At 72.5% G+C, this 14,387-nt stretch carries 12 protein-coding genes; 3 read left to right on the forward strand and 9 right to left on the reverse strand.

The genetic code is table 11. From position 1 onward, the window contains the following. Positions 1-28: 28 nt before the first annotated feature. From BRM1_RS11225 to BRM1_RS11240, 4 genes are all read right to left on the reverse strand, one after another. Positions 29-979 (reverse strand): electron transfer flavoprotein subunit alpha/FixB family protein, encoded by a 951-nt coding sequence (locus tag BRM1_RS11225; RefSeq protein WP_160952721.1) that lies wholly within the window; start codon positions 977-979, stop codon positions 29-31. A gap of 18 nt (positions 980-997) precedes the next feature. Beyond that, entirely contained in the window at positions 998-1,789 is a 792-nt protein-coding gene (locus tag BRM1_RS11230) for an electron transfer flavoprotein subunit beta/FixA family protein (RefSeq protein ID WP_160952722.1), read from the reverse strand. Positions 1,790-1,967: 178 nt separating this feature from the next. Beyond that, on the reverse strand, positions 1,968-3,194 hold the full coding sequence (locus BRM1_RS11235) for an acetyl-CoA C-acetyltransferase (protein ID WP_268525989.1): 1,227 nt from the start codon (positions 3,192-3,194) through the stop codon (positions 1,968-1,970). Between the two features lie 72 nt (positions 3,195-3,266). Next, positions 3,267-4,178, reverse strand: a complete 912-nt coding sequence (locus tag BRM1_RS11240; RefSeq protein ID WP_268525992.1) for a LysR family transcriptional regulator — start codon at positions 4,176-4,178, stop codon at positions 3,267-3,269. A 292-nt stretch (positions 4,179-4,470) separates the two neighbouring features. Here BRM1_RS11240 and BRM1_RS11245 point away from each other — a divergent pair, with 292 nt between their 5' ends. The 3 genes from BRM1_RS11245 to BRM1_RS11255 all read left to right on the forward strand — a co-directional run bounded on the left by BRM1_RS11245 (position 4,471) and on the right by BRM1_RS11255 (position 8,274). After that, the gene (locus BRM1_RS11245) at positions 4,471-5,736 is read left to right on the forward strand and encodes a CaiB/BaiF CoA transferase family protein (protein ID WP_268525994.1); all 1,266 of its coding nucleotides are present in this window, start codon (positions 4,471-4,473) and stop codon (positions 5,734-5,736) included. Between the two features lie 354 nt (positions 5,737-6,090). Then, positions 6,091-6,672, forward strand: coding sequence for a PadR family transcriptional regulator (locus BRM1_RS11250; RefSeq protein WP_268525996.1), 582 nt, complete (start codon positions 6,091-6,093; stop codon positions 6,670-6,672). A 69-nt stretch (positions 6,673-6,741) separates the two neighbouring features. Beyond that, entirely contained in the window at positions 6,742-8,274 is a 1,533-nt protein-coding gene (locus BRM1_RS11255; RefSeq protein ID WP_268525999.1) for a DHA2 family efflux MFS transporter permease subunit, read from the forward strand. Between the two features lie 4 nt (positions 8,275-8,278). On the opposite strand, the gene BRM1_RS11260 is transcribed toward BRM1_RS11255, so the two are convergent. The 5 genes from BRM1_RS11260 to BRM1_RS11280 form a co-directional block, all read right to left on the reverse strand. Continuing rightward, entirely contained in the window at positions 8,279-9,034 is a 756-nt protein-coding gene (locus BRM1_RS11260) for an SDR family oxidoreductase (protein WP_268526001.1), read from the reverse strand. A 97-nt stretch (positions 9,035-9,131) separates the two neighbouring features. Continuing rightward, the gene (locus BRM1_RS11265; RefSeq protein ID WP_268526004.1) at positions 9,132-10,829 is read right to left on the reverse strand and encodes an ABC transporter ATP-binding protein; all 1,698 of its coding nucleotides are present in this window, start codon (positions 10,827-10,829) and stop codon (positions 9,132-9,134) included. After that, positions 10,829-11,722 carry an ABC transporter permease gene (locus BRM1_RS11270; RefSeq protein WP_268526008.1) on the reverse strand — a complete coding sequence of 298 codons (894 nt, stop codon included), beginning with the start codon at positions 11,720-11,722 and terminating at the stop codon, positions 10,829-10,831. The genes BRM1_RS11265 and BRM1_RS11270 overlap by 1 nt, the downstream gene beginning before the upstream one ends. Beyond that, positions 11,719-12,675 (reverse strand): ABC transporter permease, encoded by a 957-nt coding sequence (locus BRM1_RS11275; protein ID WP_160952731.1) that lies wholly within the window; start codon positions 12,673-12,675, stop codon positions 11,719-11,721. The genes BRM1_RS11270 and BRM1_RS11275 overlap by 4 nt, the downstream gene beginning before the upstream one ends. Continuing rightward, complete coding sequence (locus tag BRM1_RS11280; RefSeq protein ID WP_268526011.1) at positions 12,672-14,267, reverse strand: ABC transporter substrate-binding protein; 1,596 nt, start codon at positions 14,265-14,267, stop codon at positions 12,672-12,674. Before BRM1_RS11280 ends, BRM1_RS11275 begins: the two co-directional genes overlap by 4 nt. Positions 14,268-14,387 lie beyond the last annotated feature (120 nt).

The raw sequence follows: 14,387 nt of genomic DNA on the forward strand, positions 1-14,387 counted from the left end.
CCGATCCGCACCGCAGCGCGGGCGCGGCTCACCTGCGCGCGTTGACCGCGTCGGTTGCCTGCGGCAGCACGGCGAACAGGTCGCCCACGACGCCGTAGTCGGCGAGCTCGAAGATGGGCGCCTCGTCGTCCTTGTTGACGGCGACGATGTTCTTCGAGGTCTGCATGCCTGCGCGGTGCTGGATCGCACCGGAGATGCCCGCCGCCACGTAGAGCTGCGGCGAGACCGTCTTGCCCGTCTGGCCCACCTGGTTGGCGTGCGGGTACCAGCCGGCGTCCACCGCGGCGCGCGAGGCGCCCACGGCCGCGCCGACGGCATCGGCGAACGCCTCGACCGGCGCGAAGTCACCGTTCGTGCCGCGGCCGCCGGAGACGACGATCGCAGCCTCGGTGAGGTTCGGCCGCCCGGAGGCCGGCTTCTCCTCGACGGAGACGATCCGGGCCGTCTTCGCCGCGTCCGACGGGGAGAACGAGATCTCCTCGACGGAGCCTGCGCCCTGGGAGGGCTCGGCGGAGATGGAGTTGGGCTTGATCGCGATGAAGGGCGTGCCCTTCACGACCTTGCCGGTGATCGTGTAGCCGCCGGCGAAGACCGACTGGGTGGCGACGAGATCCGGCGTGACGTCGACGGCATCCGTGATGATGCCCGAGTCTGTCTTCGCGGCGGCGCGGCCGGCCACCTCGCGGCCCTCGGGGCTGGCCGAGACGAACACCGCGGCCGGCTGCTGGGACTCGACGAGCGAGGCGAGCAGCTCGGCCTTCGGGGCGACGAGGTACTCGGTGAGCGCCGGGTCGGAGGCCACGAGGACGCGCTCGGCGCCGTACTCGGCCAGGGTGGGCGCGGCCTGCTGGGCGGCCTCGGCGGTGCCGACGAACACGGCGACCGGGGTGCCCGCGGACTTCGCGGCGGTGAGCAGCTCGAGCGAGGACTTGTCGACGGAGCCGTCCGCATGGTCGATGAGAACGAGGATTTCAGACATGTGTGCAGTCCCTTCTGATCAGACGAGCTTCTTGGATGCGAGCCAGTCGACGAGCTGCTGCCCGCCCTCGCCCTCATCGGCGACGATCTCGCCGGCCTGGCGCGGCGGGCGGGCCGTGATGTCGATGACCTCCGTGTAGGCGGCGTCCTCGCCCACCTCGGCGGCGTCCAGGTCGATGTCCTCGAGGTCGTAGTCCTCGAGCGGCTTCTTCTTCGCTGCCATGATCCCCTTGAACGAGGGGTAGCGGGGCTCGTTGATCTGGTCCGTCACGGACACGAGCGCGGGCAGCGCCACCTCGATGTACTGGGAGGCGGTGTCGCCGTCGCGGCGCACGCGCACCGTCGAGCCGTTGACCTCGACGTCCGAGGCCTGGGTGGCGGCGGGCAGGCCGAGCAGCTCGGCCACCTGGACCGGGACGACGGACATGAGCGCGTCCGTCGAGGCGAGGCCGGTGAGGATGAGGTCGACATCGCCTTCGTCCTCGATGACCTTGCGCACCGCGGCGGCGAGCACCTTCGAGGTGGAGAGCGCGTCGGAGCCCTCGATGTCCTCGTCGTAGACGTGCACGCCCTTGTGGGCGCCCATCTGGAGTGCCTTGCGGACGGCGTCCTCGGCGTCCTCGGGGCCGACGGTGAGGGCGATGACCTCGCCGTCGCCGGCCTGGGACACGATCTGGAGCGCCTCTTCGACCGCGTACTCGTCGAGCTCCGACAGCAGGCCGTCGGACTCGCGGTCGACGGTGTTGTCGTCCTCGAAGCTGCGGTCGCCGGCGGCGTCCGGAACATACTTGACAAAAGCGATGATTCGCATGTGTTCGGTCATCCTCTCTGCGGGGAACCGGTGCCCGGTGCGAGTCGTCTGCGGCTCGCGAGGGCTGGCTCCCCCTAGGTTATCAACTGTTCAGTGTGTATTCGCTGGGGACGGGGGCGGCAGTCAGGTCCGCCTCAGCCATCGCCTGCGCGACCGCGGAGTCCACGGCCACCGGCGCTCAGCTGCGCTCGGCGCCGGCGAAGACGGCCGCGAGGCCCTGGCCGCCGCCGATGCACATCGTCTCCAGGCCGTAGCGGGCCCCGCGCCGGCCCATCTCGCCGGCCAGCGTCGCGAGGATGCGGGCTCCGGTGGCGCCCACCGGGTGGCCGAGCGAGATCCCCGAGCCGTTGACGTTGACGCGCTCGAAGTCCTGGGTGCCCAGGCCCCATGCGCGGGTGCACGCGAGGACCTGGGAGGCGAAGGCCTCGTTGAGCTCGATGAGGTCCATATCGGCCATGCTCAGGCCGGCGCGGTCGAGCGCGCGGGCCGTCGCCGCGACCGGCCCGATCCCCATGGTCTCCGGCGGCACCCCGGCCACGGACCAGCTGACGAGCCGCAGCTGCGGGCTCAGGCCCAGGGCCTGGGCCCGGGCGCGCGTGGTCACGATGCAGGCCGCTGCCCCGTCGTTCTGGCCGGAGGCGTTGCCGGCGGTGACGGTCGCCTCCGCGTCCTGGCCGCCCATGATGGGCCGCAGCCTGGACAGCGATTCCAGCGAGGCGTCGGGGCGGATGTGCTCGTCCGTGCGCACCTCGTGCTCCGGTTCCTTGCGCGTGCCGGGCACGGTGATCGGCACGATCTCGTCGTCGAAGCGGCCCTCCCGGGCGGCCGCGGCGGCGCGCTGGTGGGAGCGCACGGCGTACTCGTCCTGCTCCTGACGGCCGATGCCGTACTCCCGGCGGAGGTTCTCCGCCGTCTCGATCATCCCGCCGGGGATGGGGTGGTCCCTGCCGCCCGCGGTGGCGCGCCCGCGCACCAGGCTGTCCTTGAGCTCGATGTTGCCGCCGCGCACTCCCCAGCGGATGGGGTCGGTGAAATAGCCGGTGCCGGACATCGATTCGGCGCCGCCGGCGATGACCACCTCGGCGCCACCGGTCGCGACCTCCCCGACGGCGTTGATGACGGCCTGGAGGCCGGAGCCGCACCGGCGGTCGACCTGGCAGCCGGCCGCGGTGACGGGCAGGCCGGCGTTGAGCGCGATGATGCGGCCCAGCGCCGGGGCCTCCATCGTGGGATAGCACTGGCCGAAGACCACATCGTCGACGGCCGCCGGGTCGAGGCCGCTGCGGTCCATGAGCGCCCGCACCACCTGGGTGCCCAGCTCCTCCGCGGGCAGCGCGCGGAACTGGCCGCCGAACGCGCCCACCGGGGAGCGCAGGGGGCGGCAGATGACGATGTCGTCGAGCATGGGACCTCCCGTGAGTGTGAGCGGGCGCCCGTGCCCGCTCGGCCAGGCCCACGTTACCGCCCCGGGGGCGGCTCAGCCCACCGTCGGGAGGGCCTCGTCGGCGGTCTGGAGGACCTGGGCGAGCGCGGGATTCGCGTCCTGCTCCCGGTGGGCGAGCTGCATGAGCATGGGCGGGTGGTCCACCGCGAGCGGCACTGTCACGAGGCGCTCCGAGTCGACGTGCGCGATGGCCTGGTCGAGGCTGATGGAGATGCCGAGCCCGGTGGCCACGAGCGAGGCGATCATGAGCGAGTCCGGCGCCTCCTGGACGACCTTGGGCCGCAGCCCGGCCGCGAAGAACCAGTGGAAGAACAGCTCGCGGGTGGGCGGGCTGGGATTGCCCGGCAGCATGATGAAGTCCTCGTCGGCGAGGTCTGCGATGGTCAGCTCGGCCCGGCCCGCGAGCGGGTGGTCGCGGGCCAGGAGCACGACCGGCGACTCGCGCACGACGGCGCGGCCCTCGAGGCGCGTGGGCAGGGCGTCGGCGCGCACGAGGGCCAGGTCGAGGGTGCCGTCGACGAGGCGCGGCAGAGCGTCCGGGGTGTAGACGTCCGTCTCGAGGACGAAGTCGATGCCCGGGTTGCGCTCCTTCGAGGCGCGCACGAGCTGGGCGATGTACTGCCCGCCGGCGGCGGTGGTGAAGCCCACCCGGATCGTGCCGATGAGGCCGGCGCCGGCCTTGCGGATCGACTCGGCGGCGGCATCGGTGGCCTCGATGACGGCCCGGGCGGGCTCGACGAGGGCCGCCCCCGTGGGGGTCAGCGTGACCGAGCGGGTCGTCCGGTCGAACAGGCGGGTGCCGAGCTCGCCCTCGAGCTGGCGGATCGTGCGGCTCAGCGGCGGCTGGGCGATCTCGAGGCGCTCGGCGGCGCGGCCGAAGTGCAGTTCCTCGGCAACCGCGAGGAAGGCGCGGACCTGGTGGATTTCGATGGCAGTCTCCCTCATGGACGGGCGCGGAGCGCAGTGGCGTGCGCGGCGGCGGCGCGTGCGGGCCCGTGCTCCCGCGGGGCCGGGGCCCTTACTCGGGCCTCCGGAGCGCGGTCGCCCGGTGCCGCCGATTGCGCGTCCATTATTGCACGCTCGATATGGACTGTTTGCTTTTCGCACATATGAACGCCTGCCCGTGCACCGCGGTCGTGGGTGGCGCCGTCCCCCGCGCCGCGGGCCCGGCCGTTCCGCGTAGGCTCGTGGCGGGTGCGGCAGGGCCGCCCGATGACCACGAGGCGAGGAGTGTTCGATGGCGAACGGGAATGCGAGCGAGCGGGAGGCCGGCGCGCCGGCGGCGGAGGCCCGGCCGGGCGCAGGCTCCCGGGGCGGCGAGGCACGGGAGGACGCGGGGCGCCGGGCCGCCCGGCTGTTCGGGCGCAGCGGCGAGGGTCCGCTCGCCGGGCTGCTCGTCGCGGACTTCGCCCGCGTGCTGGCGGGTCCCTACGCGACGATGATGCTCGCCGACCTGGGCGCGACCGTCATCAAGGTCGAGGGGCCCGGCGGCGACGACACCCGCACCTGGCGGCCGCCGGTGCGCGACGGTGAGGCGACCTACTACCTGTCCGTCAACCGCAACAAGACCGACGTCGTGCTCGACTTCAAGGATCCCGAGGACATGGCGCTCGCCCGCGAGCTGGCCCGCCGCGCCGACGTGCTCGTGGAGAACTTCAAGCCGGGCGGCCTGGCGAAGTACGGCCTGGACTACGACAGCGTGCGGGAGGAGAACCCGGACATCGTCTACGCCTCGGTGACCGGGTTCGGGCCGGCCAATCCGCAGCCGGGCTACGACCTGCTCGTCCAGGGCCTCTCCGGGTTCATGGGCCTGACGGGCGAGCCGGACGGCGAGCCGATGCGCGCGGGCGTCGCGATCTTCGACGTCATCACCGGGCTGCACACGACGATCGGCATCCTCGCCGCCCTGCGCCACCGCGACGCCACCGGGCGCGGTCAGAAGGTCGACGCGAACCTCCTGTCCTCGGCCCTGTCCGGTCTGGCGAATCAGACGAGTGCCTATGTGGCCGGCGGGGTGACGCCCACGCGGATGGGCAACGAGCACCCGAGCCTCTACCCCTATCTGCCGCTGCCCACGGGGGAGGGGGAGCTCATCCTCGCGGTCGGCAATGACCGGCAGTTCCGGGCCGCCTGCGAGGTCCTCGGCCACCCGGAGTGGGCCGACGACGAGCGCTTCGCCCGCAACGACGCGCGCAACGGCCACCGCCCAGAGCTGGCCGAGCTGCTCGTCGAGGCGCTCTCCCACCGCGACGCGCAGGAGTGGTACGCGCGGCTGACCGAGCGCGGTGTGCCGTGCGCGCCGATCAACTCCGTGGCCCAGGGCGTCGAGCTGGCGGAGAGCCTGGGGCTCGCCCCGATCGCGCGGGCCGGCGGGCGGCCCGATGCGGTGCCGACGGTCGCCAATCCGATCACCCTGTCCGAGACGAGCGTGCAGTACGACCTGGACCCGCCCGCCCTCGGCGCGGACTCCGAGGCCGTCCGCGCCTGGCTGCGCGAGCGCTGAGCCCTCCGGCTCCCGCGCGACTGCGGGGTCCGTGCGCCGGGACGTGCGGGCAGGAGGGGCTCGAGGTCCGGAGGGGCGCATGGGGCGAGCCGGGGGCGTGCGGTGCCAGCCGTGCGGCGGGCCGAGCCGGGCGTGTGCGGTGCCAGCCGGAAGCCGGCCGCCCCGCACACGCACCCGCATCCGGCGCCTGCCCGGGGCGCCCCATCCCACCGTGTATATTCCAGTTGGAATAATCGACGTCGCAAAGTGGCCGCCCGGGTGCAGTCGAGCGTCGCCTCGGTCTACGTCCCGTGTTCCATCCCGTGCCGTTGCCCCGCCCGTGCCGTCTCACCACCGCCTCCCGAGAGGATGCCCGTGCCGCAGCTGACCCCGCTCGCCTGCATGGCGCTCGGCCTGCTCGCGGAGGCGCCGGCCCATCCGTACGAGATGTACCGCACGATGCTGCGGCGCCACGACGACCGCCTCGTCAAGGTCAGCCCCGGCACCCTCTACCACCAGGTCGGCAGGCTCGCCGAGTACGGCCTCGTCCGCGAGCGCGGGACCGAGCGGGCGGGCAACCGGCCCGAGCGCACGACCTACGCCATCACCTCGGCGGGGCGGGAGGCCCTGCGCGCCGAGGTGCGGCGGCTGATCGCGGAGCCGACCGGCGAGCGGTCCGACTTCCGCGTGGGCCTCGCGGAGATCGGGCACCTGAGCGCCCCGGCGGCGCGCGCCGCCCTGGCCGACCGGCTGGCCAGCGCGCGCGCCGAGCGTGAGGAGGCGCGCGCGGCGATCCGCGGCATCGAGCGCGTGGGCCTCGCCGAGCGGCACTGGCTCGACCACACGTACGGGCTCGCCGTCGCCGAGGCGCAGATCGCCTGGCTCGCGGGTGTCCTCGAGCGCCTCGACGCCGGTTCGCTGGCGTGGGAGGGCAGCCGCATCGCCGGCCCCTCCTGAGCCGACCCGCCGGCCCGCCCGGACCATCCCGCCCGTTCCCCTCCGCCGAACCCGAAGGACTCACCCACCATGACCGATTCCGTGAAGCCGTGGCCCGCCCTGTGGTCGCTTATCTTCGGCTTCTTCATGATCCTCGTGGACGCGACGATCGTGACCGTTGCGATCCCGCGGCTCGCGACCGACCTCGACACCTCGCTCACCGCCGTCATCTGGGTGACGAGCGCCTACCTGCTCGCCTATGCGGTGCCGCTGCTCATCACCGGCCGGCTGGGCGACCGGTTCGGCCCGCGGCGGCTCTACCTCATCGGCCTGACGGTCTTCACCGCCTCGAGCCTGTGGTGCGGGCTCGCCGGTTCGATCGAGATGCTCATCCTCGCCCGCGTGGCGCAGGGCCTGGGTGCCTCGATCATGACGCCGCAGACCATGGCCGTCATCACGCGGCTCTTCCCGCCGGACAAGCGCGGGGCCGCCATGGGCCTGTGGGGTGCGACGGCCGGGGTCGCAAGCCTCGTGGGACCGCTGCTGGGCGGCGTCCTCGTCGACGGCCTGGGCTGGCAGTGGATCTTCTTCGTCAACGTGCCGGTGGGCATCGTGGGCTTCGTCCTCGCGATCGTCAACGTGCCCGTCCTCGAGACCCACCGCCACCGCTTCGACTGGCTGGGCGTGGCCCTGTCGGCCATCGGCATGTTCCTCGTCGTCTTCGGCATCCAGGAGGGCGAGAACTTCGGCTGGGGCACCATCGCGGGGCCCATCAGCGTGTGGTCGCTCATCATCGGGGGCGTCGTCGTCCTCGCCGCGTTCGTGGGCTGGCAGGCCTACCTGGGCCGGCCGCCGGAGCCCGATGGCCGGCGCGCCCGGCCGCGCCCGGAGCCGCTGCTGCCGCTCGTGCTCTTCCGCGACCGCAACTTCGCGCTCGCCAACGTCGCCGTGACGACCGTGGGCTTCGTCGTGTCGTCCATGATGCTGCCGATCATGCTGTGGACCCAGAACGTCCACGGCTTCACGCCCACCCAGTCGGCCCTGCTGCTGGCCCCCACGGCCGTGATCTCCGGCGTGCTGGCACCCGTCGTGGGCCGCAGGCTCGAGGTGTGGAGCACCCGCTGGGTGGCCTCCGCCGGACTGGGGATATTCGCGGCCGGCACGGCCCTCTACGGCGCGCAGATCGCCGCGAACGCGGCCTGGCCGTGGCTGCTCGTGCCCGCGGTGGTGCTCGGGCTGGCCAACGCCTGCACGTGGGGTCCGCTGTCGGTCTCCGCCACCCGGAACCTGCCGCGCCTGCTGGCCGGCGCGGGCTCCGGGGTGTACAACACGACGCGCCAGGTGGGCGCCGTGCTCGGCTCGGCCGCGATCGCCGCGATGATGGAGGTGCGGATCACCGCCGAGCTCAGCGCCGCGGCCGGGGGCGCCGGCGGCGCGGGGGCGGGCACCTCGGCCGGGGCCTCCGGGGCGCTGCCGGAGTTCCTCCACGCCGCGTTCTCCCGCGCGATGGGCCAGTCCGAGTACCTGCCCGCCGCCGTCATCGCCCTGGGCATGGTGGCCGCGCTGTTCCTCGTCTCCTCGCGCCGCGATGCCGCGCGCAAGGCCGCCGCGGCACAGGGGTAGGCGCTCAGACGCCGCCGCCCAGCGTGACGCCGCCGTCCAGCGTGAGGATCTGCCCGGTGACCCAGCTCGCGTCCTCGGACAGGAGGAAGGCGACGGGCCCGGCGATGTCCGCGGGCACGCCGAGGCGCTTGAGGGGGTAGCCCTGCGCGACCTTCTCCTCGCCGGCCTCGTAGAGCTTCTCCGCGAACTTCGTCTTCACGACCGCCGGCGCCACGCCGTTGACCCGGACCGTGGGGCCCAGCTCATAGGCAAGCTGCTGCGTGATGTGGATGAGCATGGCCTTGGACGAGCCGTAGAACCCGATCCCGTCGGGCTGGCGCAGGGCCGCCACGGAGGCGAGGTTGACGATCGCACCGCCGCGCTCGGACATCGAGGCGCTCCACACGGCCTGGGCCCACAGCAGCGGCGCCAGCGCGTTGACCTCGAAGATCTTCCTGGCGCTGCGGTCCTCGAGCTCGATCATGGGGCCGTAGACGGGGTTGATGCCCGTGTTGTTGACGAGGAAGTCGATGGGGCCGAACGCATCGATCGTCTGCGCGATCGCCGCGTCGCGGTGGGCGGGGTCATCGGCCTTGCCGGCGATGCCGAGCGCGCGGGCGGACCCGCCGAGCTGCTCGACCGCCGCGGCGAGCGCCTCCTCGCCGCGGGCCGTGATGGCCACGCGCGCGCCCTCGGCGACGAGCCGCTCGGCGATGCCGAGCCCGATCCCGCGCGAGGCCCCGGTGATGATGGCGACCTTGCCCTCGAAGCGTCCTGCCATGTCTCCTCCTCGTGACTGCGCACACCCGGATTTGAGCGCGCCGAACAATTGTTCAGCATCGTAACAGCCGGGTGGGCCCCGCAAGGGCGGTGCGCCCCTACAGGGTGGGGACGTCGGCCAGCAGCGCCTTCGTGTACGCGTGGGTGGGGTGGGCGAACACGTCGTCCACCGGCCCGTAGTCCACGATCCGGCCCTGGTTGAGGATCGCCAGGTTGTCCGCGATGTGCCGGGCCAGCGTGATGTTATGCGTGACGAAGAGCATCGCCAGCCCGTTCTCCTCCCGCAGCCGCCGCAGCAGCCCGATGATCGAGGCCTGGACGGAGACGTCGAGGGCGCTCGTGACCTCGTCGCACACGAGGACGCGCGGCGAGTTCACCAGCGCGCGCGCGATCGCGGCGCGCTGCCGCTCGCCGCCGGACAGGTCGCCCGGCCGGCGGTCGAAGAACGAGCGGCCCAGCCGCACGGCGTCGAGGGCCTCCTCGACGACCCGGCGCCTCCGGGCCTTGGGCACCCGCTGCGACGTCTCGAGCGGCACCGTGAGGGACTCGCCGATCGTGCGGCGCGGGTTGAGCGAGGAGAACGGGCTCTGGAAGACGTACTGGATGGCCGAGCGCTGCTCGGCGGTGCGCTTGCGGGTCGAGGTCGCGAGCTGGGCGCCCTCGAGCGCCACCGTGCCCGTGTAGTCGTCGATGAGGCCCGCGACGCAGCGGGAGAGCGTCGTCTTGCCCGAGCCGGACTCGCCCAGCAGCATCGTGCACTCGCCGGGCTCCAGCGTGAGGTCGATGCCGTCGAGGATCTGCGCCTCACCGTAGGAGAGCCGGATGTCCCGTGCGGCCAGCAGCGGCGGTGCCGCCGCGTCGTCGGCGATCCGGGCGGGGGAATCGCGGTAGGGGTCGCCGCCGATCGCCTTGCGCCCGGCGAGGTCCGGCACCGCCTCGAGCAGGCGCTTCGTGTAGTCGTGCTCGGGATGGTGGAGGACGCGCTCGACCGGGCCCTCCTCGATGCGCATGCCGCGCAGCATGACGGCGACCCGGTCCGCGAGCTCCGCGACGACCGCCAGGTCATGGGTGATGTAGAGCCCGGCGACGTCGTTGCGGCGCGTCATGTCGCGGATCGTGTCGAGCACGTGCGCCTGCGTGGAGACGTCGAGGCCCGTGGTGGGCTCGTCGAGGATGAGCACATCGGGGAACATCGCGAACGCCATCGCGATGCCGATGCGCTGCTGCTGGCCGCCGGAGAGCTGATGGGGCCACCGCCTCCGGTAGTCCCGGTCCGAGGGCAGCCCCACGTCGGCGAGGACCTCGGCGACCCGCGCCTCGCGTGCGGCATCCGAATCGCCCCAGCGGTGGACGTCGAGGACCTCGCGGATCTGCTCGCCCACCCGCATCGCCGGGTTGAGGGAGAGCGCGGGGTCCTGGGGGATGTAGGCCACGCGCGCGCCGCGCAGCTGGCGCAGCGCGTCCTCGCCGAGCTCCTGGACGACGATGCGCTCGCCACCGCGCGGCCAGATCGTCACGGACCCGCCCGTGTGCTTGAGGCCCGCGCGGAAGTGGCCCAGGCAGGCCAGCCCGGCGGTGGTCTTGCCGGAGCCGGATTCGCCCACGAGGCCCAGCAGCTGGCCGCGGCGCAGGCTCAGGCTGATCCCGTGGAGGATCTCGGCGTCGCCGGTCGTGGCGATCCTCAGGTCGTCGATGCGCAGGACGACGTCGGCGCCGTCGGCGGGTCCGGCCGGGGCCGGCTGCACCGCACCGGGCGCGGGGGCCGCGCCGGGCGCGGCAGGGGGAGCGGTGGTCATCATTCCTCCACGGTCGTCTGGGCGGTGGCGCGGGCGATCGCATCGGCGAGGAGGTTCGTGCCGATGGTGAGCACCGCGATCGCGAACACGGACAGCAGCACGCCCCAGGGCTGGACGCTCAGGGCGATCCGGTTCTCGTTGATCATGAGGCCCCAGTCCGCGGTGGGCGGCTGCATGCCCAGGCCCAGGAACGACAGCGAGGCGATCGCGCCGATCGAGTAGGTCAGGCGCAGCCCGGCCTCCACGGACAGGGGGCCGGCGATGTTGGGCAGGATCTCGCGGCCGATGATCCGCCAGCGCGGCACCGAGTACATCTCCGCGGCGCGGATGTAGTCCTCGTTGATGACGCGCAGCGTCGCCGAGCGCGCCACGCGGGCGATCCGGGGTGCGTGGGTGAGGCCGATGACGACGACGAGGACCCACCCCTTGGGCCCGAGCACGGTGATCGCCAGCAGCGCGAACACGAGCTGCGGGATGGCGAGCACGATGTCGTTGAGCCGCATGATGACGGAGTCGAGCCAGCCGCGGGCATAGGCGGCGAGCATGCCCAGCGCCCCGCCCACGACCATGCCCAGGGCGGTGGCGAGCACGGAGTAGAGGAGGAGCAGGCGCCCGCCGTCGAGGAACCGGGCGAGCACGCTGCGGCCCAGGTTGTCCGTGCCGAAGACGCCGGAGTGGGCGAAGGGCTTGTCCGCGAACTGGTAGGGCGTGTAGCCCGTGAGGGGCGCCGCGAGGAGTGGGCCGAAGACGGCGAGGACCACGACGACGGCCGTGAGGACGATGCCCACGCGCCCCTCGCTCTGCGCCCACACGCGGCGCAGCACGCCGGGCGGCTTGGACGAGGTGCGCGGGGGCGCGCCCGTGGGGTCCGAGGTCAGGATGTGCGTGCTCATGCGGCTGCGCTCCTCAGCTTCGGATCGGCCATGATGCCGATGATGTCGGCGGCGAGGTTGACGACGATGTAGACCGCCGCGACGATCATCGACACCGCCTGGACGACGGCGACGTCACGGTAGTTCACGGCGTCGATGAGCGCCTGGCCCATGCCGGGGAAGCGGAAGAGGAACTCGACGACCACGACGCCGCCGGCCAGCCACGCGAGCTGGATCGCGACGACCTGGGCGACGGGCCCGATCGCGTGGGGCAGCGCGTGGCGGAAGATCACCCGACGCTCCGGGACGCCCTTGAGGCGTGCCATCTCGATGTAGCCGGAGTCGAGCACCTCGATCATCGTCGCGCGCATCATGCGCGCGATGTAGGGCGCGACGACCAGCGCGAGCGTGAGGGTGGGCAGCACGAGCTGCGAGGGGATGAGCCACACCGGCTGGCCGGGCGGCGACATGGTCACGGCGGGCAGGATCTTCAGCACCGAGGTGGCGAACAGCGTGATGAGGCCGATGCCGATGACGAACTCGGGCAGCGCCGCGAGTGCGAGCGTCACCCACGTGACCGCCGAGTCCGAGCGCCTGCCGCGGTGCAGGGCGGAGAAGATTCCCACCGCGATGCCCACCGGCACGGAGATGAGCGCGGCCAGCGCCATGAGGACGAGGCTGTTGCCCAGCCGCTCGCCCAGCAGCACGGCCACGGGGGCGTTCGCGGAGGTCGAGAGGCCGAAGTCGCCGGTGAACAGGCCGCCGAGCCACAGGAAGTAGCGCACGACGGGCGGCTGGTCGAGGTGCATCTGCTCGTTGAGCGCGGCGATCCGCTCCGGGGTCGCCTGCTGGCCGAGGATGGCGCGGGCCGGATCGCCCGGCAGCAGGAGGGTCGCGGCGAAGACGATGACGGATACGGCCAGCAGGATGAGCACGGAGACGGCCAGCCGCTTGGCGATGAGCTTGGCGATCATGAGACCTCCCCGATCCACACGCGGTTGAAGTTGTAGCCGCCCAGGGGCAGGCCGGTCGCGTTCTCCTTCATGCCGGCCACGTACTTCTGGTAGGCGTCCACCTGGTTGGCGAACCCCCAGATGATGTAGCCGCCCTCGTCGTAGAGCATCTCCTGGCCCTGCCGGATGAGCTTCGCCCGCTTGGCCTCGTCGAGCTCGCCGCGCGCCTGCGCCGCGAGCCGCTCGAAGCGCGGATTGTCCCAGTGGGTCTCGTTGAACGGGGCGTCCTTGACGGTGCCGGCGACGGTCTGGCCCAGGATGTTGCGCGAGTTCCAGAAGTCCTGTGCGAAGTCCCACTGGAGGTAGTCGTCGCCGAAGAACGTCGTGGAGTCCACCCGGCGGATGCTCACGTCGATGTCCGCGGCCTTGGCCTGCTGGGCGAAGACCTGGGCGGCCTCGACGACGCCGGACTGGATGGGGGCCGTGACGAGCTCGACCTTGAGGCCGTTGCCGTGGCCGGCCGCCGCGAGGAGCTCCTTGGCCTTCGCGATGTCCTGCGTGCGCTGCGGGATGTCCTTGGGATAGGCGGGATCGAGGATGCCGTACATGTCGTTGCCCAGCTGGCCGAACCCGGAGAGGACCTGGTCGATCATCTGCTGGCGGTCGACGACGAGCCGGAACGCCTGGCGGACCCGCACATCGTCGAACGGCGGGCGGTCGACGCGCATGGTGAAGGGCATCCACCGGCCGGTCTTGGAGTTGAGGATCGCCATGCGCTCGTCGGAGCCGATCACCTCGACGAGGGCGAGGGGGATCTGCGAGACCGCGTCGACCTGGCTGGAGAGCAGGGCGTTGATGACCGCGTCGTCGTCGTTGAAGCTCAGCAGGCGCACCTCGTCGACGAACGGCCCCGTCTTGCCCCAGTAGTGCGGGTTGGGCTTGAGGACGGTCGACTCGCCGGGGGCGAATGACTCGAGGACGAAGGGGCCGGTGCCGATCGGCTTCTTGGGGTCGTAGCCGCGGGGCACGATCCCGCCGGCGTACTGCCCGATCTGGTCGTCGAGGACGCTGTTGGGCTCGCTCAGGCGGAACTCCACCGTGTGCGGACCGGTCTTGACGACGTCGTCGAGCATCGTGAGCCCGGACGCGATGACCTTGGGGTCCTTCTTGTCGGTGATGCGCGTGAACGTGTAGACGACGTCCTCGGGCTCGAGCGGTGAGCCGTCGGAGAACCTCACCCCGGTCCGCAGCGTGGCCGTCCACACGGTGGCGGCGGCGTTGGGCTTGAACGAGGTGGCCAGGCGGGGACGCAGGACGTAGTCGTCGTCGCGCATGAGGAGGGGATCGTAGACGTTGACCGTGCGGGCGATGTCGCCGTTGTTGACGGGGGAGTGGGCATCGGCCGTGTCCGCGGCCGAGCCACCGGTCAGGCCCACGCGCAGGACCCCGCCCTTGCGCGGGGGCCCCTCGACCTGGAAGTGCTCACCGCCGCCGGCGCCGTTCGAACAGGCGGCCAGCAGGCCGAGCGAGCCCAGCGCCGCTCCCGAGCCGAGCAGGCCGCGGCGGCTCAGCCTGTGCGCGCCCGGCCTCCTCCTGTGTTCGGGCTCTGGCATCGTCTCTCCTCACTTTCGGCCGCGGTGCGGCCGGCGCAGCCGTGCATCGGAGCCCGAGGCGGCGGCTGCTGTCGCTGCGGGCTGCGGGCGCGTGCGCACCCGGGGCGGGGCCGGCCGCGC

Origin of the sequence: Brevibacterium sp. BRM-1 (assembly GCF_026802075.1) — a bacterium.
Classification (GTDB): Bacteria; Actinomycetota; Actinomycetes; order Actinomycetales; family Brevibacteriaceae; genus Brevibacterium; species Brevibacterium rongguiense.

What these genes read in the sequence shown, in the direction of transcription:
- BRM1_RS11225 (WP_160952721.1), bottom strand. Translation starts at nt 979, where the DNA reads ATGTCTGAAATCCTCGTTCTCATCGACCATGCGGACGGCTCCGTCGAC.
- BRM1_RS11230 (WP_160952722.1), bottom strand. Translation starts at nt 1,789, where the DNA reads ATGCGAATCATCGCTTTTGTCAAGTATGTTCCGGACGCCGCCGGCGAC.
- BRM1_RS11235 (WP_268525989.1), bottom strand. Translation starts at nt 3,194, where the DNA reads ATGCTCGACGACATCGTCATCTGCCGCCCCCTGCGCTCCCCGGTGGGC.
- BRM1_RS11240 (WP_268525992.1), bottom strand. Translation starts at nt 4,178, where the DNA reads ATGAGGGAGACTGCCATCGAAATCCACCAGGTCCGCGCCTTCCTCGCG.
- BRM1_RS11245 (WP_268525994.1), top strand. Translation starts at nt 4,471, where the DNA reads ATGGCGAACGGGAATGCGAGCGAGCGGGAGGCCGGCGCGCCGGCGGCG.
- BRM1_RS11255 (WP_268525999.1), top strand. Translation starts at nt 6,742, where the DNA reads ATGACCGATTCCGTGAAGCCGTGGCCCGCCCTGTGGTCGCTTATCTTC.
- BRM1_RS11260 (WP_268526001.1), bottom strand. Translation starts at nt 9,034, where the DNA reads ATGGCAGGACGCTTCGAGGGCAAGGTCGCCATCATCACCGGGGCCTCG.
- BRM1_RS11265 (WP_268526004.1), bottom strand. Translation starts at nt 10,829, where the DNA reads ATGACCACCGCTCCCCCTGCCGCGCCCGGCGCGGCCCCCGCGCCCGGT.
- BRM1_RS11270 (WP_268526008.1), bottom strand. Translation starts at nt 11,722, where the DNA reads ATGAGCACGCACATCCTGACCTCGGACCCCACGGGCGCGCCCCCGCGC.
- BRM1_RS11275 (WP_160952731.1), bottom strand. Translation starts at nt 12,675, where the DNA reads ATGATCGCCAAGCTCATCGCCAAGCGGCTGGCCGTCTCCGTGCTCATC.
- BRM1_RS11280 (WP_268526011.1), bottom strand. Translation starts at nt 14,267, where the DNA reads ATGCCAGAGCCCGAACACAGGAGGAGGCCGGGCGCGCACAGGCTGAGC.